At 72.7% G+C, this 18,812-nt stretch carries 16 protein-coding genes; 9 read left to right on the forward strand and 7 right to left on the reverse strand.

Annotated elements, in window-relative coordinates:
* The first annotated feature begins 27 nt into the window (after nucleotides 1–27).
* Both Ari01nite_RS23700 and Ari01nite_RS23705 read left to right on the forward strand, forming a co-directional pair.
* Nucleotides 28–531 carry a toll/interleukin-1 receptor domain-containing protein gene (locus Ari01nite_RS23700; RefSeq protein WP_203784064.1) on the forward strand — a complete coding sequence of 168 codons (504 nt, stop codon included), beginning with the start codon at nucleotides 28–30 and terminating at the stop codon, nucleotides 529–531.
* A gap of 170 nt (nucleotides 532–701) precedes the next feature.
* Nucleotides 702–935 carry a hypothetical protein gene (locus Ari01nite_RS23705; RefSeq protein WP_203784067.1) on the forward strand — a complete coding sequence of 78 codons (234 nt, stop codon included), beginning with the start codon at nucleotides 702–704 and terminating at the stop codon, nucleotides 933–935.
* 33 nt (nucleotides 936–968) lie between these two features.
* On the opposite strand, the gene Ari01nite_RS23710 is transcribed toward Ari01nite_RS23705, so the two are convergent.
* Nucleotides 969–1,391, reverse strand: coding sequence for an NUDIX domain-containing protein (locus Ari01nite_RS23710; RefSeq protein WP_203784069.1), 423 nt, complete (start codon nucleotides 1,389–1,391; stop codon nucleotides 969–971).
* 26 nt (nucleotides 1,392–1,417) lie between these two features.
* On the opposite strand from Ari01nite_RS23710, the gene Ari01nite_RS23715 reads away from it, so the two are divergent.
* A complete protein-coding gene (locus Ari01nite_RS23715; RefSeq protein ID WP_203784070.1) occupies nucleotides 1,418–2,128 on the forward strand; it encodes a 3-keto-5-aminohexanoate cleavage protein in 711 nt (236 codons plus the stop codon).
* A 36-nt stretch (nucleotides 2,129–2,164) separates the two neighbouring features.
* On the opposite strand, the gene Ari01nite_RS23720 is transcribed toward Ari01nite_RS23715, so the two are convergent.
* From Ari01nite_RS23720 to Ari01nite_RS50950, 3 genes are all read right to left on the reverse strand, one after another.
* Nucleotides 2,165–4,009 carry a PP2C family protein-serine/threonine phosphatase gene (locus Ari01nite_RS23720; RefSeq protein WP_239162954.1) on the reverse strand — a complete coding sequence of 615 codons (1,845 nt, stop codon included), beginning with the start codon at nucleotides 4,007–4,009 and terminating at the stop codon, nucleotides 2,165–2,167.
* A gap of 136 nt (nucleotides 4,010–4,145) precedes the next feature.
* Nucleotides 4,146–4,460, reverse strand: coding sequence for a type II toxin-antitoxin system PemK/MazF family toxin (locus tag Ari01nite_RS23725; RefSeq protein WP_203784072.1), 315 nt, complete (start codon nucleotides 4,458–4,460; stop codon nucleotides 4,146–4,148).
* 79 nt (nucleotides 4,461–4,539) lie between these two features.
* Nucleotides 4,540–5,955 (reverse strand): GGDEF domain-containing protein, encoded by a 1,416-nt coding sequence (locus tag Ari01nite_RS50950; RefSeq protein ID WP_203784073.1) that lies wholly within the window; start codon nucleotides 5,953–5,955, stop codon nucleotides 4,540–4,542.
* 148 nt (nucleotides 5,956–6,103) lie between these two features.
* On the opposite strand from Ari01nite_RS50950, the gene gnd reads away from it, so the two are divergent.
* A complete protein-coding gene (gene gnd, locus Ari01nite_RS23735) occupies nucleotides 6,104–7,543 on the forward strand; it encodes an NADP-dependent phosphogluconate dehydrogenase (protein ID WP_203784074.1) in 1,440 nt (479 codons plus the stop codon).
* Nucleotides 7,544–7,638: 95 nt separating this feature from the next.
* Here gnd and Ari01nite_RS23740 read toward each other — a convergent pair whose 3' ends face one another.
* Complete coding sequence (locus Ari01nite_RS23740; RefSeq protein WP_203784076.1) at nucleotides 7,639–9,948, reverse strand: putative bifunctional diguanylate cyclase/phosphodiesterase; 2,310 nt, start codon at nucleotides 9,946–9,948, stop codon at nucleotides 7,639–7,641.
* Nucleotides 9,949–10,023: 75 nt separating this feature from the next.
* Entirely contained in the window at nucleotides 10,024–11,667 is a 1,644-nt protein-coding gene (gene pgm, locus Ari01nite_RS23745) for a phosphoglucomutase (alpha-D-glucose-1,6-bisphosphate-dependent) (RefSeq protein ID WP_203784078.1), read from the reverse strand.
* 125 nt (nucleotides 11,668–11,792) lie between these two features.
* On the opposite strand from pgm, the gene Ari01nite_RS23750 reads away from it, so the two are divergent.
* The 3 genes from Ari01nite_RS23750 to yaaA all read left to right on the forward strand — a co-directional run bounded on the left by Ari01nite_RS23750 (nucleotide 11,793) and on the right by yaaA (nucleotide 14,677).
* A complete protein-coding gene (locus Ari01nite_RS23750) occupies nucleotides 11,793–13,448 on the forward strand; it encodes a copper resistance CopC/CopD family protein (protein WP_239162955.1) in 1,656 nt (551 codons plus the stop codon).
* Between the two features lie 66 nt (nucleotides 13,449–13,514).
* The gene (locus Ari01nite_RS23755) at nucleotides 13,515–13,850 is read left to right on the forward strand and encodes an STAS domain-containing protein (protein WP_203784081.1); all 336 of its coding nucleotides are present in this window, start codon (nucleotides 13,515–13,517) and stop codon (nucleotides 13,848–13,850) included.
* Nucleotides 13,851–13,876: 26 nt separating this feature from the next.
* Nucleotides 13,877–14,677, forward strand: coding sequence for a peroxide stress protein YaaA (gene yaaA, locus Ari01nite_RS23760; RefSeq protein ID WP_203784082.1), 801 nt, complete (start codon nucleotides 13,877–13,879; stop codon nucleotides 14,675–14,677).
* Between the two features lie 29 nt (nucleotides 14,678–14,706).
* Here the strand turns inward: yaaA and Ari01nite_RS23765 are convergent, their stop codons facing one another.
* Nucleotides 14,707–15,312 (reverse strand): FKBP-type peptidyl-prolyl cis-trans isomerase, encoded by a 606-nt coding sequence (locus Ari01nite_RS23765; RefSeq protein ID WP_203784083.1) that lies wholly within the window; start codon nucleotides 15,310–15,312, stop codon nucleotides 14,707–14,709.
* Nucleotides 15,313–15,546: 234 nt separating this feature from the next.
* Here Ari01nite_RS23765 and Ari01nite_RS23770 point away from each other — a divergent pair, with 234 nt between their 5' ends.
* Entirely contained in the window at nucleotides 15,547–16,476 is a 930-nt protein-coding gene (locus Ari01nite_RS23770) for a hypothetical protein (protein ID WP_239162956.1), read from the forward strand.
* 70 nt (nucleotides 16,477–16,546) lie between these two features.
* Nucleotides 16,547–18,812: MMPL family transporter (locus Ari01nite_RS23775; protein WP_239162957.1), on the forward strand; the 2,266-nt coding region annotated here is incomplete at its 3' end.

The raw sequence follows: 18,812 nt of genomic DNA on the forward strand, positions 1-18,812 counted from the left end.
CGACCGTCCGATCGATATGGTCGACGGGTGAGCGGCCACGTCTTCGTCAGCTACAGCCGGGAAGATCGCGCCTACGTCGACCGAATGGCCGCCCACCTGAGCGCGGCCGGCGTCGAAGTCTGGTTCGACCACCGGATGTTGGCGGGCGACCGCTTCGACGACGTCCTGGCCCAGCAGATCGAAACGGCCGCGGCTGTCATTGCGATCCTCACGCCGACTTCGGTGAAGTCGGACTGGGTCCGGCGCGAGTTGCACCACTCGGTCGCCCACCACGTCCCACTCCGCCCGTTGATGCTCCGACAGTGTGACTTGCCACTGATACTTGCCGGCATTCACTACGAGGAGGTGATCTCCGGTGCGATGCCGAGCGAAGACCTCGTGCGAACCTCGCCGTGCTGGTCGGCACGTCGAGCCGGTCAACGGCCGGCGGGACCGGAACCGGAACCGCCGAACAGACGACGAACCCGGGGTCTGACGATGCCGCACCGGCGAAACGCCGACCCGGTCCCGGGTACGGACGGGCGGGCGTAAGCTCGCCGCAGTCGTATCGGGACGAGGGCACCGAGCTCGTTCGCCTCGCCGGTACGCACTTCCGAAGGTCGACGGCAGGCCGCACGGACCTCGCTGCTGTCGACGTGGGACTCGGCGGCCTCCCTCGCCTGGCGCTACTGACTCTGCCGTACGTCGCAAGCATCGACTTCGTGCGAGCCGGGGAAGTCAGCCCGCAGGCGTTGCTGGAGGAGATCGCGCGACCCAGCCCTCGGTTGCAGCACTTCTGGGAACGCTCCAGTCGCTACGGCTATCCCTACGCGGAGGTCGCAGACCCTTTCGATCGGTCGGTTGGCTCTTTCTTCAACAACATGGTCCGGCTTGACTCCACGCAGGCGATCGACGGCGAGCCGGGTCTGATCGTCGCGACTGGCCGGCGGCACTGAGCCGAAACCTCGCGAACGCGGCGGTCTGCCTCGTCAACGAGCCGGTGCCGCAGCGCTGAAGAGGGCGAACGTCTCGGCGAACTGGGAGTGCACAGGCGCCGGCAATGTGTCCGCGGTGAACCAGCCCAACTCGTCGAACTTGTGCGGCTCGCCGATCCGGGCCGCGGCCGGGTCGAGCCGCACCGCGAAGACCACCGCCACCCAGTGCGACGGCGGGTCGGCGCGCAGCACGTTGCGCACGCCCAGCAGGTCGATCGCGAGCGGCGGGGTCGCGTACTCCTCCAGCACCTCGCGGGTCACCGCGGTCTCGAACGTCTCGCCGAACTCCAGCGCGCCGGCGCCCACGTCCCAGGCGCCCGGTTCGTCGCGGGCGCCGGCCGAGCGCCGGGCCAGCAGGATCCGCCCGGCACCGTCGTGACAGACAAAAACACAGGACACCGAGGGCGTACGGGTCATGCTGACGATCATGGCACAGTGGCCGGATGAGGATCCGGCGCATCAAGGCATGCCTCAACGGCGGCCGCCCGTTCCCCGCCACGCCGGCCGACCTGGCCGCGGAGGCCGCAGCCGCGGTGCGGGCCGGTGCCGAGGCAGTCCACGTGCACCCGCGCGACCCGGACGGCCGGGAGTCCCTCGCCGCCGCGGACATCGGCGCGGCGCTCACCGCGATCCGGGCGGTCTGCCCCGGCGTCCCGGCCGGCGTCTCCACCGGCATCTGGATGACCGGCGGTGACCCGCGGCGCCGCATCGCGCTGATCAGGGAGTGGAGCGTGCTGCCGGATTTCGCATCGGTCAACGTGCGCGAGCCGGGCTTCGCCGATCTCGTACGCCTGCTGGCCGCGGCCGGGGTAGCCGTGGAGGCCGGCGTCTGGGCCTCCGCCGAGGCCACCGCGCTGGCCGGCCTGCCGGTGCGGCGCGCGCTGATCGAGGTGCTCGACACCCCGGCCGCCGAGGCGGTGACCGCGGCCGACGCGATCCTGGCCGCGCTGGACGCGGCCGGCCACGACGGTGAGCGGCTGCTGCACGGCGAGGAGGCGGCCTGCTGGCCGCTGATCACCCACGCCGGCCGGCTCGGCCTGCCCACCCGGATCGGCCTGGAGGACACCACGGTCCTGCCCGACGGCACCCCGGCCCCTGGCAACGAGGCCCTGGTCGAGCACGCCCTGCGGATCTGGACCTACGCCGCCCGCTAGACAGCGTCCACGAGGGGCCGCCTGGCCGTCGTGCCGTCAGTTTGCGTTTGCGGTCAGGTACCGCCGCAGGTCGCGGGTTTCGCCGGTGACCGGGCGGGCGGCCAGGATACAAGTGTCGTCGTCCGGGTTGGTCTGGCGCAGCCGGGCCAGCAGCTGGGCCAGCGGCTGCTCCGGGCTGACCCGGACCGCGTCGTCGACCGCGCGGATCACCTGGGCCAGGCCGTCGTCGGGGCCGCGGCGCCGGTGCTCGACCAGGCCGTCGGTGTAGAGCAGCAGCACGTCGCCGGCGTGGAAGCCGATCCGGGCCGTCGGGTAGGTGGCGTCCTCGACCACGCCCAGCATCGGGCCGGAGGGGCAGGTCAGCGGCTCGGTGCGACCGGACCGGCTGAGCAGCGGCGGCGGGTGGCCGGCCTGGGCCCAGACGATTTCCTGGCGGGCCGGGTCGAACCGGGCTACCACCGCGGTGGCGGCCAGTTCGGGGCTGTCCCGCTCTAGGTCGCAGGTCAGCCGGTTGAGGTGGGCGAGCAGCGCGCCCGGGTCGCCGGTGGTCACCGACAGCGCCCGCAGCGCGTGCCGCAGCTGGGCCATCGTGGTGGCGGCCGGGATGCCGTGGCCGGCCACGTCGCCGACGGCCAGCAGCACCGAGCCGTCGCGCAGCTGGGACGCCTGGTACCAGTCGCCGCCGACCAGGTTCTCCTGTCCGGCCGGCAGGTAGCGCAGCGCCACCTTGAGGCCGGGCAGCTCGAGCGGGCCCTCCGGGATGGGCAGGATGATCCGTTGCAGGCTGGCGGCCAGCTCGTGCTCGTCGGCGAGGCGCCGCTCGACCTCGGCCAGCCGGCGGGCGCCGTTTTCCCGCTCGGTGACGTCCTGCACTATGCCGTACAGCCGCAGCGGGAGGCCGGCCGCGTCGCGGACCGCGTCGGCGACCGTGCGCAGGTGCTTGATCCGGCCGCCGATGCGGACCCGGGTGGTGACGTCGATCCGTTCGGCGTTCTCGAACGCGGCCAGCGCGGCCTGCCGCAGCGGCTCGTCGTCGGGCAGGTTGAGCGCCTCGGACTCCTCCCGGGAGAGCGGGCCGAGCCGCGGGTCCCGCTCGTAGATCCGGTACAGCTGGTTGGACCAGTAGATGTCGCCGGTGACCAGGTCCCACTCGCCCCAGCCGAGGTTGCCGAGGCGTTCCGTACCGGCCACCCGCTCGCTCTCCCGGCCGGCGTTGTCGTGCCGGGCCCACTGCACCAGCAGGCCCTGGCCGAGCCGGTGCGCGCGGACCCGGTACATGCCGTCGCCGTGCCGGAACGGCCCGATCGCGGCCGGGCAGCCGGTGTCGAGAACGTCCTGGTAGATGGCCCAGCGGCCGCTGACCTCGCCGTCCGGCGACTGCCGGCTGGCCCGTTCGCCGATCAGCTGGGTGCCGCGCCGGCCGTCCGACGTCCGCGCGTCCGGGCTGGCCGCCTGCCAGACCAGGTCGGTGAGCCGGCCGGACTCGTCGCGCTCGGCGGTGAGGAAGCCGCACATGCCGGGCGTCACGTCGAGGATGCGCTGCACGGTGGCGATCCACGGCCCGATGTCCGGGTCGGGCACCGTCGCCGGGGCGGCAAGGGCCGCGTCCACCAGCTGGGTCACGGTCAGGACCGGCTCGTTGGCGGCCGGTGCCTCGGAGACGTCCAGCAGCCGGATCACCCCGTGCGCCACCTCGAGCACCTCGCGGCGCCGGTCGGCGGCCATCCGCAGCAGGTGCCGGTGCGCCTCGGCCACCCGGCACCGGGCCCGGCCGGCCAGCAGCGCCGCGGCCCGGTCGATCAGTTGCCGCCCCGCCTCGCCGTTCGCCGGTACGACGGCCGGACGGAGCCTGTTCAACGCTTCCGCGTACGCCCGACTCACCGCGTGCCTCCTTGGCTCCACCCCGTACCGATCCGGACTCCTGCATACGTCAGCCGCGCGGGCGTCTGCATCAGCCGTTCATCCGGGGGCCCTCGCCACCTGCGGCTTTACCGGCCGCACTTCACCCGAACGGGGATCAGAGTTCGAAGAGTTCGCGGACCGCGTCGGCCAGACGGACCATGCTCGCGCCGGTGACCATCCCGATCCGTTCGGCGCCGGTCGAGGCCGGCAGCCGCCGCATCCGGTTGACCACCACCACGCCGGTGATCGGGTCCTGCTCGGTGAGCGCGACGGCGTACGGCGGCAGCTCGGTGGCGCCGCGCTGGCGGACGATGGGTGCGCAGAACGGTGCCGCGTTCTTGCGTTCGTTGTAGCTGTCGGCGGACAGGACGAGCACCCGGTAGCGGAGGTCGGTGCGGCTGCCGATGGTCCAGATCTCGCCGCGCCTCATCGGGGCACAGCTCCGGAGGGCGTCCCGCTCGGCATGGCGAAGAGCCTACCGCCGCACGGATCATCGGCCGCGGCAGGCCCTAGTCGAGCTGCGTCGCCAGCGTGGCGCGGTGCTGCTCCTTGGCCCGGTACATGGCCTGGTCGGCGCGCGAGATCAGCTCGTCCGCGCCCTGGCCGCCGGCCGAGATCACGGCGCCCACGCTGCTGCCCACCGTGACCAGCTCGCCGGCCAGCACGAACGGCTCGGCCAGGGCCTTCTCGACGTGCCCGGCGAGGCGCAGGGCCGCCGACTCGGGTGCGTCGTCCTCGCAGAGCAGCAGGAACTCGTCGCCGCCGTAGCGGGCCAGGGTGTCGCCGGCCCGCAGCCCGGTGCGGACCCGCTCGGCGACCGCGACCAGCAGCTGGTCGCCGGTCTCGTGCCCGAGCCGGTCGTTGACCTGCTTGAAGCCGTTCAGGTCGCAGAACAGCAGCACCACCGACGGGCGGCCACCGGCGCGCTCACGGTCGAGCGCGGCCGACAGCCGGGTCAGCAGTTCGGCCCGGTTGGGCAGGCCGGTGAGCGGATCGTGGGTGGCCTGGTGGCGCAGCCGCAGCTCGGCGCGTTCCCGCTGGCGGGCGAGCCGGCCCACCCGGATCAGCACCAGCGTGGTGGCCAGCAGGCTGCCGATCAGCAGGAGCGGGCCGTCCACCCCGTGCCCGGTCATCTGCCGCAGGCCGGCGGCCGCCGGGTTGAGCACCAGGGCGAGCCCCAGGAAGATCAGCCGGCCGGTGGTGAGGCGGTCCACCGGCGCCGCGGTCGGCCGCATCAACTCGGCCGACGAGGGATGCAGAACCGAGAGACCCAGGATGCCGTACGCCGCCATGAACGCGAGCTCGATGCCGCCGGACTCCCCCGTGACCAGCTCCCCCGACGTCCGGGCCAGCACCACGTTGCCGGCCAACGCGAGGGACAGCGCCACCAGCAGCAGGCCCAGGGTGGGCAGCCGGCCGCCGGCGAACCACAGCCGCAGCAGCGCGCCCAGCACGCCGCTGAGCGCCAGGATGCCGAGCAGGATCGTCATCCGCGGACCGGTCTCGGCGCGTACCGCCTCCATGGCGGGGTAGAGAAGGATCGTCCAGACCAGGCCGCCCACCGCCATGGCGGCGACGCCGAAGTCGAGCATGCCGCCGATGTCGTTGCGGCCGCGGCGCAGCACCAGGGCGATCGCGGCGGCGAGCAGCCCGGCGTGCCCGCCGGAGACCATCAGCGGCACCGTGGCCAGCTGGTCCGGCCCGCCGAAGGTGGCCACCACGTTGCTCAGGGTCAGCACCACCAGCGCGCCGAGCAGCAGCCACCAGGGCAGCCACGGACCGCGGCGCAGGACGCCGACCACCGGCGGGATGGCCAGGGCACAGCAGATGATGAACGTGTAGCCGCGCGCCTCGAGCGGCAGCACCGGATGCAGCACCAGAAGCAGGACGAGGACAGCGAGGTAGCCGCGTCGCCCGATTTCCATACCGGTCGCGATCGACGGCGCGGCGCCCGGCTTGAGAATTTCCGTCCGGCGCTCACCAGATGGTCACCGGATGGGCCGGATCGAACCGGGATCCAGGCGATCCCGTAAGAATGAGCGCGTGGCAAGCAGCTAGGGAAGGACGTCAATGATGTCGGAAAAGGCACAGATCGGGGTTACCGGTCTGGCGGTGATGGGGCGCAACCTGGCGCGCAACTTCGCCCGGCACGGGCACACGGTGGCCCTGCACAACCGCACGTACGGCCGTACCAAGGAGCTCGTGGACGAGTTCGGGCACGAGGGCAGGTTCATCCCGTCGGAGAGCGCGGAGGACTTCGTCGCGAGCCTGGAGCGCCCGCGCCGCGTGGTGATCATGGTCAAGGCGGGTGCGCCCACCGACGCCGTGATCGACGAGTTCGCTCCGCTGCTCGAGACCGGCGACATGCTGATCGACGCCGGCAACGCGCACTACCTGGACACCCGCCGCCGGGAGGCGGCCCTGCGCGAGCGCGGCCTGCACTTCGTGGGCGCCGGCGTGTCCGGCGGTGAGGAGGGTGCCCTGCACGGGCCGAGCATCATGCCCGGCGGGCCGCGGGAGTCGTACGACGCGCTCGGCCCGCTCCTCGAGGACATCGCCGCGAAGGTCGACGGCGAGCCGTGCTGCGTGCACGTGGGCCCGGACGGCGCCGGTCACTTCGTGAAGATGGTGCACAACGGCATCGAGTACGCGGACATGCAGCTCATCGCCGAGGCGTACGACCTCCTGCGGCAGGTCGGCGGGCACCAGCCGGCGGAGATCGCACAGATCTTCGGGAGCTGGAACTCCGGGCGGCTCGGCTCGTACCTGATCGAGATCACCGCCGAGGTGCTCAAGCAGGTCGACGCCGCGAGCGGCAAGCCGTTCGTGGACGTGGTGCTCGACCAGGCCGAGCAGAAGGGCACCGGCCGGTGGACCGTGCAGGCCGCGCTCGACCTGGGTGTCCCGGTCAGCGGCATCGCCGAGTCGGTGTTCGCCCGGGCCCTGTCCGGCGGCGCCGCCGAGCGCAAGGCGGCGGCCGACGCCGGCCTGCCGGGTCCGTCGGTCACGGCCGGGGCGCACTCCGGTGACCTCACGGCCGACGTCGAGCAGGCGCTGTTCGCCTCCAAGATCGTCGCGTACGCGCAGGGCTTCCAGCAGATCCAGGCGGCCAGCAAGGAGTACGGCTGGTCGATCGACCCGGGTGCGATGGCAAAGATCTGGCGGGACGGCTGCATCATCCGGGCCAAGTTCCTCGACCACATCAAGCAGGCCTACGACAAGGCGCCCGAACTGGCCACGCTGCTGGTGGACGACTACTTCCTGTCCGCCGTGAGCGGCGCGCAGGACGCCTGGCGGCGGGTGGTGGCGACCGCGGCCCAGCAGGGCATCCCGGCGCCCGGCTTCGCGTCGGCACTGGCCTACTACGACGGTTTGCGGGCGGCGCGCCTGCCGGCCGCGCTGATCCAGGGCCAGCGTGACTTCTTCGGCGCGCACACCTACCGCCGCGTGGACAAGCCCGGCTCGTTCCACACCCTGTGGGCCGCCGACGGCCGCCCCGAGGTAGAGGTCTGAGTAACTGGCGTCGCTCCGCTCCGCGGCAATCGCCTTGTAACCGCTGAGATGGCAGGCGGTTTCCCGCCTGCCATCTCACCGGCGGCGATTGCTAGTTAACGTGCGTGGACGGGGCCTACGGCCATCAGCAGGCCGGCCTCGTCGGCGCGCAGCGGCTTGGCCATGTAGAAGCCCTGGCCGAGCCGGTAGCCCATGGCCCGCAGCCGGTCCAGCTGGGCCTCGCTCTCGATGCCCTCGGCCACCGCGGACAGCTGGAGGTACTCGGCCAGCTGGGCGACCGCGGCGGCCACCGCGAGCCGGCCCCGGTCCTCGCCGTCGGCGATGCCGTCGACGAACGACTTGTCCAGCTTGAGGACGTCGACCGGGAACGCGCGCAGCAGGCTCAGCGACGACTGGCCGGTGCCGAAGTCGTCCAGCGCCAGCCGGACACCCATCTCATGCAGCGCGTGCAGGGTCTCGCGGACCTGCCGGCCGTCCAGCACCGACGACTCGGTCACCTCGAGCACCAGGTTGCGCGGCAGCAGGCCGGTCTCGCTGAGCACGGCCGCCACCTCGTCGACGAAGCCGGGCTCGCGCAGCTGGCGGACCGCCACGTTCACGTTGACCGCCCGGATCGCGCCGTCGCCGTGCTCGGCCTGCCAGCGGGCCAGCTGCTCGCAGGCAGCACGCAGCACCCAGGAGCCGAGCGGCACGATCAGCCCGGAACGCTCGGCGACCGGGATGAAATCGCCCGGCGAGACGAACCCGCGCACCGGGTGCTGCCAGCGGACCAGCGCCTCGGCGCCGTGCAGCCGGCCGGTGACGATGTCGAACACCGGCTGGTAGAGCAGGAACAGCTCGTTCCGGATGATCGCGTTGTGCAGCTCGCTGCCGAGCCGGGCGTGGTTCATCACGTCCTGCCGCATCTCGGGCAGGAACCGCTGCCAGGACGCCTTGCCGGACTCCTTGGCCGCGTACATCGCGATGTCGGCGTTGCGCAGCATCTCGTCGGCGCTGTCGCCGGCGCCGGCCACCGCCACCCCGATGCTGGCGTGCGCGAGCAGCTGGTGCTCGCCGACCCGGAACGGCTCGGCGAGGGCCTGCAGGATGCGCATCGCCGCGTCCTCGGCCACGGCCAGGTCGTCGGAGTCGACCAGCACCGCGAATTCGTCGCCGCCGAGCCGGGCCGGCAGCTCCTGGACCGCGCTGTGCAGCCGCAGCCGCTGGGCCACCTGGTAGAGCAGCTGGTCGCCGAGGGCCGGGCCCATGGTGTCGTTGATCATCTTGAAGTCGTCGATGTCGATCAGCAGCACGGTGGCCGGCCGGTACGCGCTGAGCCGCTCGGTCACCGCGGCGCCGAACCGGGTGCGGTTGGCCAGCCCGGTCAGCGGGTCGGTCATGGCCAGCCGCTCGAGTTCGGCCTGCTGGGTGCGGATGCCGTCCAGCAGCTGCTTGTTCTCGCGCAGGCCGAGCAGCTGGCGGACCACCACGCAGGCCACGATCAGCACGGCGCCGATGATCACGGTCTGCTCGCGGCCGCCCATCTCGCGGGCCGCGATGCCGATGACCAGGCCGGCCGTGACGGTGACCGCGACGAACGGCAGCAGCTCCCAGAGCGACCGGCGCGGGCGCCGGGCGGTGGCCGCGGCCTCGGGCGCGGCCAGGACCGCGCGCTGGCGCCGGGCCGCGGCGGTGAACGAGAGCGCCACCAGGGGCTGGCCCAGCACCGAGATGATCAGCCGGGACGTGTCGTCGCCGGCGATCAGCAGCACCGCGATGGTCACCGCGACGATCGGCGAGACGGCCAGCAGGCGCAGCGCCAGCGAGTCGACCGGGCCGCCGGTCACGCCGATCGCCTTGCCGACCACGACCAGGGCGAGCAGGCCGGCCACGCCGATGATGGCGGCCGCGATGCGGGTGGTGAGGTCGGTGCCGGGCGGTGCGAAGCTGAGCACCACGTACCAGAAGACCAGGGCGCCGGCGATCGCCACGGTGACCGCGTCGAGCAGCGCCCGGATCCAGCCCAGCGCCGAGCGGTGGCCCATCGGCACCCGGCCGAACGCCATCATGGCCCAGACCGTGCCGAGCAGGTTGGGCACGGCCACCGCCAGCGACATCCCGGCGTCGTTGTTGGCCAGGGCGAGCGAGCAGCAGGCGCCGATCAGCAGCAGGACCGCGGCCTGCGACACCTGCCGCCAGAACGCGCGCAGCGAGCGGGCCAGCCGGACCGTGGCGCCGAGCCGGTGCGCAGCGAACGCGGCGGCCGCGATCGCCGGCGGCCCGAACAGATAGCCGTGGGTGACGTCACCGGGGTGCCGGACCAGCAGCCAGACGCAGACCGCGGCCACGGAACAGGCGGCGACCAGCAGCGGCACGAGCCCGCCGCCCGCGCGCCTGCCGGCACCGCGCACCACCGGTTCTGTCATGCGCCCATGGCTCCCCGCGTCAGTGTGTCTGCGGGGATACCAGTCGGCCGTGGCCCGGACGACTTGAGCGAAAGGTCAGCCGCGCAGCGCCGCCGCCACCACCGACCGGGCCTCCTGCTGGATCCGGGCCAGCGCCTCGGGGCCGTGGAACGACTCGGCGTAGATCTTGTAGACGTCCTCGGTGCCGGACGGCCGGGCCGCGAACCAGCCCGACTCCGTGGTGACCTTGAGCCCGCCGATCGCGGCGCCGTTGCCGGGCGCGCTGGTCAGCACCCCGGTGATCGGCTCGCCGTCCAGCTCGGTGGCGGTCACCTGCTCCGGCGACAGCTTGCCGAGGACCGCCTTCTCCTCGCGGGTGGCCGGCGCGTCGATCCGGGCGTACGCGGGCTCGCCGAACCGGGCGGTGAGGTCGCGGTAGTGCTCGCTCGGGGTGCGGCCGGTGACCGCGATGATCTCCGAGGCCAGCAGGTCGAGCAGGATGCCGTCCTTGTCGGTGCTCCAGGCCGAGCCGTCCCGGCGCAGGAACGAGGCGCCCGCGCTCTCCTCACCGCCGAAGCCGATCGCGCCGGACAGCAGGCCCGGCACGAACCACTTGAAGCCGACCGGCACCTCGTCGAGCCGGCGGCCCAGGTCGGCGGCCACCCGGTCGATCATCGAGGAGGACACCAGGGTCTTGCCGATCGCGGCGCCGGCCGGCCAGCCGTCGCGCTGCCGGAACAGGTACGAGATGGCCACGGCCAGGTAGTGGTTGGGGTTCATCAGGCCGCCGTCCGGGGTCACGATGCCGTGCCGGTCGGCGTCCGCGTCGTTGCCGGTGGCCAGCTGGAATCGGTCCTTGGACTTGATCAAGGCCGCCATCGCGTACGGGGAGGAGCAGTCCATCCGGATCTTGCCGTCCCAGTCCAGCGTCATGAAGCCGAACGTCGGGTCCACGTGCGGGTTCACCACGGTCAGGTCGAGCCCGTACCGCTCGGCGATCGCGCCCCAGTAGGCCACGCTGGCCCCGCCGAGCGGGTCGGCGCCGATCCGCACCCCGGCCTCGCGGACCGCGTCCAGGTCGAGCACCGCGGGCAGGTCGGACACGTACTCGTCGAGGAAGTCGTAGCCGGACACCGCCGAGCTCCGCCGGGCCCGCTCGGCCGGCACCCGGCGTACCTCCTTGAGACCGGCCGCGATCAGCGCGTTCGCCCGGTCCTGAATCCACTTGGTGGCGTCCGTGTCGGCTGGGCCGCCGTTGGGCGGGTTGTACTTGAAACCGCCGTCGTCGGGCGGGTTGTGCGACGGCGTCACCACCACGCCGTCGGCCAGGCCCGAGTCACGATCTTTGTTGTACGCGAGGATGGCCCGGGACAGCGCCGGGGTCGGGGTGTACCCGTCCCGGCTGTCGATCAGCGTGGTCACGTCGTTGGCGGCGAACACCTCGAGCGCGGTGACCATCGCCGGCTCGCTGAGCGCGTGCGTGTCCCGGCCCAGGAACAGCGGCCCGTCGGTGCCCTGCGCCTTACGGTATTCGACGATGGCCTGGCTGGTGGCCGCGATGTGGTCCTCGTTGAACGCGGTGCGCAGGCTGGACCCGCGGTGCCCGGAGGTGCCGAACGCGACCCGCTGCCCGACCTCGGCCGGGTCCGGGTGTTCGGTGTAGTAGCGGGCGACCACCCTCGGCACGTCGATGAGGTCCCGTGGCTCGGCGGGTGTCCCGGCGCGCGGATCAACGGACATGGCGGCCTCCTTCGGTGCAGGTACCCTGCCTCGGAGCCTATCGACACCGGGCGTGGCGGACACCCGGGCGGTAACGGCTTGTCCACTAGTTGAACCTTTCCGTGACGGGATCCGAACCAATGTTCGTGAGGTGTCTGCGCGTCCTGGTGCCGCTGCTGTTCGTGCTGGGGCTGCTGGTCCTCCCGGCTGCCCCGGCCAGCGCCCACGCGTCGCTGCTCGGTTCGGTCCCGGCTCCGGGCAGCATCATCGGCACCTCACCCAGTGAGATCGTGGTGACGTTCAGCGAGGGCGTCACCCCGGTCTCCGGCCGGGTCCAGGTGCTCGACCCGGAGGGCGAACGGATCTCCGGCACCGCCCGGGCCGAGGGATCGGTGCTGCGCATCCCGGTCCGCAAGGCCGGCCAGCCGCTCGGCACGTACCTGGTCAGCTATCGGGTGATCTCGGCCGACAGCCATCCGGTGGGCGGTGCCCTGACCTTCTCGGTGGGCGCGCCGTCGGCCCGGCCGCCGGTGCCTGCGGCTGCCGACGGCGAGCACCGGTCGGTTGCGCTGGCCAATCCGGTCACCCGATTTCTGGGGTACGCGGGGCTCACGCTCGCGGTCGGACCGGCGTTGTTCCTGGCCCTGCTCTGGCCGCGGACCCGCTCCCGGACCGGCGCCATCCGGATGGTGTACGCGGGTCTCGGCCTGATCGGCGTGGCCACCCTCGGCTCGCTGTGGACCCAGGCACCGGCCAGCACCGGCGCACCGCTGTGGGACGTGGCGCCCGCCGAACTCGGTGAGGTCGTCGCCAGCCCGTACGGCCTCGCCCACCTGGCCCGGCTCGCCGTGCTGGGGCTGCTCGCCGGCCTGTTGCCGCCGCTGCTGCGCGGTGCCGCCGGGCGGCCCCGCGGTCTCGCGGTGATCGGGCTGGCCGTGGCCGGCACGGTGACCTGGCCGCTGACCGGTCACGCCGCGGCGGCACCGCTCACCGCCGCGATCGTCGCGTCCGACGTGGTGCACATCGCGGCCATGTCGGTGTGGCTGGGCGGGCTCGTCACGCTGACCGTCTTCCTGCTGCGGCGCACCCACCCGCGGGTGCTCGGCGTGCTGCTGCCGCACTGGTCGCGGTGGGCCGCGCTGTCGGTGGTGTGGCTGGTGGCCGGCGGCGCGGTGCAGTCGGTGGTGCAGGTCGGCTCGATCGGCGCGCTCTGGGAGAACAACTACGGCCGGCTGGTGCTGGCCAAGGTGGCGATCCTGGCCGCCGTGCTGGCCGTCGCGGCGTACGCCCGCTCGCTGGTCAACCGCCGGCAGGTGCCGGAGGGCGGCGCCGGCCGGATCCGCGCCACGGTCGGCCTCGAGGTGCTCGCCACCGCCGTGATCCTCGGCCTGAGCGCGGTGCTGGTGCAGGTCAACCCGGCCCGCAGCGCGACCGTCGACCAGGGCGCGGTGCGCGAGGACGGGGTGTCGCAGACGCTGACCGGCCCGCTGTTCACGCTGCAGTTCAACATCTTCCCGGTCGACGTCGGCGACAACAACACGATCCACACGTTCCTCTACACGCCGGCCGGCGCGCCGCAGCCGGCCGTGGAGTGGAGCGTCTCGTCCAAGTTGCTCGACCAGGACATCGAACCGATCACCGCGCCGCTGCTGCCGCTCATCCCGCGGCACCACGCGGTCGGCGCGATCAGCTTCCCGCTGGCCGGCACGTACGAGGTCAGCTTCACGGCCCGGATCAGCGACATCGACCGGGCCACCGTGAAAACCACCGTGACGGTGCCGGCCGGCACCGCGCGGAGGTGACTTCCGGTCACGTTCTGGGCAGAGAGAGGTAGCCCCGCCTGCACTCCGCCCCGGAGGTGACTGATCGTGCATGTGTCCGTGGTCGGCAACCCCGAGGATCCGGTGGTGGTGACCGTCCGGGGCAACCTGGACGTGGACAGCGCCACCGTCCTGACCACCGCGCTCGAGCAGGTCCTCGACGCGCCCGGGCCGCGCGTCGTGATCGACCTGTCCGGCGTCGAGTTCTGCGACTCCACCGGATTGAGCGCATTCGTGCTCGGCCACCGGCGCGCCGTCGCCGGTGGCGGGTGGCTGCGCCTGGCCGCACCGTCGGGGTTCCTGGCCGGCCTGCTCGAGACGGTGGGCCTCACCCCGCGCATCCCCTGCTATCCCACCGTGCCGGAGGCCCTGTCCGCGCCCTGACCTGGGTGGCGGCTAAGGTTCCGGTCGTGCTGATCCTGCTGCCGCCGTCCGAGGGCAAGACCCCGCCCGCTGCCGGGGAGCCGGTCGACCCGGCCGGGCTCTGGCTGCCCGCGCTGGCGCCGGCCCGCCGGCGGGTGCTCACCCGGCTGGTCGCGCTGTGCCGGCGCACCAGCGCGCGCTCGGTGGCGGAGTCGCTGCGGGTGCTCGGGCTCAGCGACGGCCAGCGGGACGAGATCGCGCGCAACGCCGTGCTGGCGTCGGCACCGGCCGGGCCCGCCGGGTCGGTCTACACCGGGGTGGTGTACGAGGCGCTCGACGCCGCGACGCTGACGCCGGTGGCCCGCGACTGGCTGGACCGCAGCGCGGTGGTGTTCTCGGGGCTGTGGGGCGTGGTGCGGCTGACCGACCCGATCCCGGCGTACCGCTGCCCGGTCGGGGTCACCCTGCCTCCTCCGGTCGGCGGCCTCACCGCGTACTGGAAAAAGGCCTTGAAGCCGGCGCTGGACCGCGCGGCGAAAGACACGCCGGTCCTGGATCTGCGCTCGGGCGCCTACGCGGCGATGTGGACGCCGGCCGGAAGCCGCGCGGCGACGGTGCGCGTGCTGCACGAACGGACGGTCGGCGGGGTCACGCAGCGGTCGGTGGTGAGCCATTTCAACAAGGCCACCAAGGGCCGGATCGTGCGCGCGCTGGCCGAGGCGGCGGCCGAGCCCCGCACGATCGACGAGGTGGTGACCGCGCTGCGCGACCTCAAGTACACCGTCGAGGAGCAGCCGGCACCGGCCGGCCGCCCCCGGCAGCTGGATGTCGTGGTCGCCGAGCTCTGAAACCTATTGGGCCGCCTTACTGGGCCGCCTTACTGGGCGGCGAGGATGTCGACCACGAAGCGCAGGTCGCCGCGCTCGGGGCCGTATGCCAGATCCTGCGGCACGTCGAGCTGGATGCGGCTGCCCACCTTCTGCCCGACGATGCCCTGGTCCCAGCCCTTGATGACGGCGCCCACGCCGATCTGGGTGGAGAACGGCTCGCCGCGGCCCCAGGACGAGTCCATCAGCTCACCGGTCTTGTAGGAGATCAGCTTGTAGTTCGCGGTGACGGTCTGGCCCTGCTTGACCTCGGGACCGGTGCCCGGCACCAGCGGCGTGACCACCAGCTTGGTCAGCGTGCCCTTGCCGGCGGCCACCTCGGGCTCCTTGGCCAGCGCGGGCGGCGTCTCGACCGCACCCGGCTGCGCGGGGCCCGGCGCGGCGGCCGACGGCTCGGAGGCGGCGGCGGGCGCGGACTGCGCAGCACCGGGAGCGGCACCGGCGGTCGGCGTTTTGTCGGAATTATCGTTCTTGACCACGAAGAAGACCACGGCCAGGATGACCACGATCGCAACCCCGGTCAGCGCGCCGGCGAGCGACTGCGTCCGGCGCTTGGCCGACTCTGCGGTGCTGGGTCGCGCGGTCTGGGTGCTCATTTGTCGTCGACTCTCCTGTAGCGGGTTCGGCGGAAACTTCCGACACCGTACTCGTCCCCCGGACGAACCTCGCGGGAAACCTCCGCCGAACCGCCGATGCGGGTGATCGACCATCCGGTTCGTCACGCAAATCGTTCTTCACCGTCACTGATCGAAATGAGATCGTTTACCGGCTCAACATGAACAGGTCTTCACGGCCGGGCGGGGCCGTGCGCACGACCAGGGGAGGGTCGATTGCAGTCGACCGGAAATGGTCGCCTACCCGCGCGCCGCCGGAGCCGCCGGACCACACAGGGTCTCCGCCGCGCCGGTGGCCAACCCGCGGCCGGGTCCAGCGACCGGAGCCGCTGGAACGACATCTACACGTCCGGCGCGGTCATCCTGGCCGGCGTGATCGTGGTGATCGGCTTCGGCTTCGTGGCGAGCCGGGCCATCAACGGCGACGACGACGCGGGCCAGCTGCCCGAGCCACCACCGCCGGCGGCGCTGGGCAACGCGACCACGCCGCCGGCCGACCAGGGTGCCATCGAACTGGGCAGCCCGACGCCGACGCCCTCGTCGTCGCCGACGCCCTCCCCCAGCAAGTCGACGAGCCGTCCGGCCCCGCCGCCGGACCAGGGCGCGATCCGGATCGAGACCGGCTCGGTGCCGTCGACCGTGACCCTGAGCAGCCAGGGCACCCGGGACTGGGTGCACTGGGGACAGGAGGGCACGTTCGCGCTCGAACGGGACCGCGACGGCGGGTTCGCGATCCTGGAGGGCACACCCAGCGCGCCGCGCTTCCGGCACGCGCTGAGCCCGCAACGCTTCGCCTGGACCGGTGGGGACCCGGTGGCCAGCAGCGACGGCACCACGACCGGCATCCGCACCTGCGGCGCCGGCAACGGCTTCACCATCACGGCGCCGGCCGGCACACAGACCCGGACGCTGCGGCTGTACGTGGGCGTGGTGTCCGGCCGCGGCCGGCTCGAGGCCAGCCTCACCGCCGGAAACGCGTCCCGCTCGGTCACGCTGGAACAACGCGACGGTGACTTCCGCTCGGCGCTCTACACGCTGACCTACCGGGCGCCGAAGACCGCAAAGCTCCAACTGAAGTGGGTTACCCAGGCGGCATTTGGGGACGGGTGCGGTGGGGTCGCACTCGAGGCCGCCACACTTCGCTAGTTACACGGGAAAAGGGGACAAACAGTTGTTCGCGGGCTGGGGATCGTGGGTTGCCCGCTTCCGGTGGCCGGTGCTGACCGTCGCGCTCGTCGCGGTGATCGGGGCCGGCGCCTGGGGGCTGGGTGTGTTCGGGCAGCTGACCGAGGGTGGCTACAACGACCCGGGCAGCGAGTCCACCCAGGCCGGCGAGGTGGTGCAGGACCGGTTCGGCGCGCAGGGCGGCGACCTGGTGGTCATCTGGACGCCGACCACCGGCAAGATCGATGACGTCGTGCTGACCAACCGGGTCAGGGACGTGCTGAACGGGCTGCCCGACGAGGCGGTCAACGGTGTCACGTCGTACTGGGACCGGCAGGCGCCGGACTACGCGGCGGCCGACAAGTCGAGCGCGATCGCGCTGGTCACGCTGGCCGGCGACGACGACGCCGGCAAGCTCGAGTCGTACCGGGCGATCGACGACCGGTTCGCGGTCGAGGGCGCGCGGGTGCAACTGGCCGGCGGCACGGTGCTGGCCGACGCGTCGTCCAGCCGCTCCACCCGCGACCTCGCGATGGCCGAGCTGATCTCGCTGCCGATCACCCTGATCCTGCTGATCCTGCTGTTCGGCTCGCTGGTGGCCGCGTCGCTGCCGGTGCTGGTCGGCGGCGCCGCGGTGGCCGGCTCGCTCGGCATCCTGCACCTGATCGCGGCGAACCACGAGGTCAACTCGTTCGCGGTGAACGTGGCCAGCCTGCTCGGCCTGGGCATGGCGATCGACTACGGCCTGTTCATGGTGGGCCGGTTCCGGGAGGAGCAGGCCGAGGGGCGTACGGCCGCCGAGGCCGTGTCCCGCACGGTCGGCACCGCCGGCCGGACCGTGGCCTTCTCCGCCACCCTGCTGATGATCGCGCTGGGCGGCCTGCTGCTGTTCCCGCAGGGCTTCCTCAACTCGCTCGCGTACGGCGGCCTGGCCGCGGTGTTCCTGGCCGCGCTGCTCTCGCTCACCCTGCTGCCGGCCATGCTCGCGGTGCTCGGCCCGAACGTCGACAAGCTCCCGGTGCGGCTGCCCCGCCGCAAGGCCGGCGTGCCCGGCCGCGGCTGGGAGAGGCTGGCCGGCTTCGTCCTGCGCCGCCCGCTCGCGGTGGCCCTGCCGATCCTGGCCGGCCTGCTGCTGCTCGCCGCGCCGGTCAGCGGCGTGCACTTCGGCGAGGCCGACGAGCGGATCCTGCCGGCGAGCGACCCAGCCCGGCAGGCGATCGAGACCCTGAAGGCCGACTACCCCCAGTTCACCGGCAACGGCGTCGACATCGTGCTGCGCGGCGACGGCGACCCGGCCGGCTTCGCCGTGGCGCTGCGCCAACTGCCCGGCATCGACGAGATCAGCCCCGCCCGCAAGAACCAGGACGTCACGGTCTTCACCGCCACGCTGACCACCAAGGACGCGTTCAGCGAGCAGGCCCGCGAGGTGGTCGACGCGATCCGCGGCCTGGAGGTGCCCGACGGCACCGAGTTGCTGGTGGGCGGCACCACCGCCCGCAACGTCGACAGCCTCACGGCCACCGCCGACCGCCTGCCCCTGATGATCGGCATGCTGGTCGGCGCCACCCTGCTCCTGATGTTCCTGGCCTTCGGCTCGGTGCTGCTGCCGATCAAGGCGGTGCTGATGAGCGCGCTCAGCCTCAGCGCCACGTTCGGCATCCTGGTCTGGATCTTCCAGGACGGCCATTTCGCCGACCTGCTCAATGTCACGCCGGCCCCCTTGGAAATCGGCATCGTGGTGCTGATGGCCGCCGTGGTGTTCGGCCTGTCCACCGACTACGAGGTCTTCCTGCTGTCCCGGATGGTCGAGGCAAGAACGAGAGGCGCCTCCACCACCGAGGCGGTGACCACCGGCCTGGCCCGCACCGGCCGGGTGATCAGCGCCGCCGCGTTGCTGCTCATCGTGGTGACCGGCGCCTTCGCCCTGTCCGCGGTCACCACCATGCGCTTCGTCGGCGTAGGCATGATCATCGCCCTGGTCCTGGACGCCACCGTGGTCCGGATGCTGCTGGTACCGGCCGTACTGCGCCTCCTGGGCGACGCGGCCTGGTGGGCCCCCGCGCCGCTGCGGCGGCTTCAGCAGCGGGCCGGGCTTTCCGAGTACGAGGTGAAGCAGCCGGCCGCCGAACCCGACGACACCGAGGTGCTGACCGGCGTGGTCGGTTACAAGCGCCTGGGCGTCGACGTGCCGCTGGCGCTCCCGTCCGGAAAGCCGTCGTTCGCGCTGCCGACGGCGGCAGTTCCCGGCCTTGCGCTCGGCGCTGCCCTCGACCGGGCTTCCGGCCCCACTTCCGGTCTCGCTTCCAGCCCCGCCCCCG

The sequence above is a fragment of the Paractinoplanes rishiriensis genome, assembly GCF_016862375.1.
GTDB lineage: Bacteria > Actinomycetota > Actinomycetes > Mycobacteriales > Micromonosporaceae > Actinoplanes > Actinoplanes rishiriensis.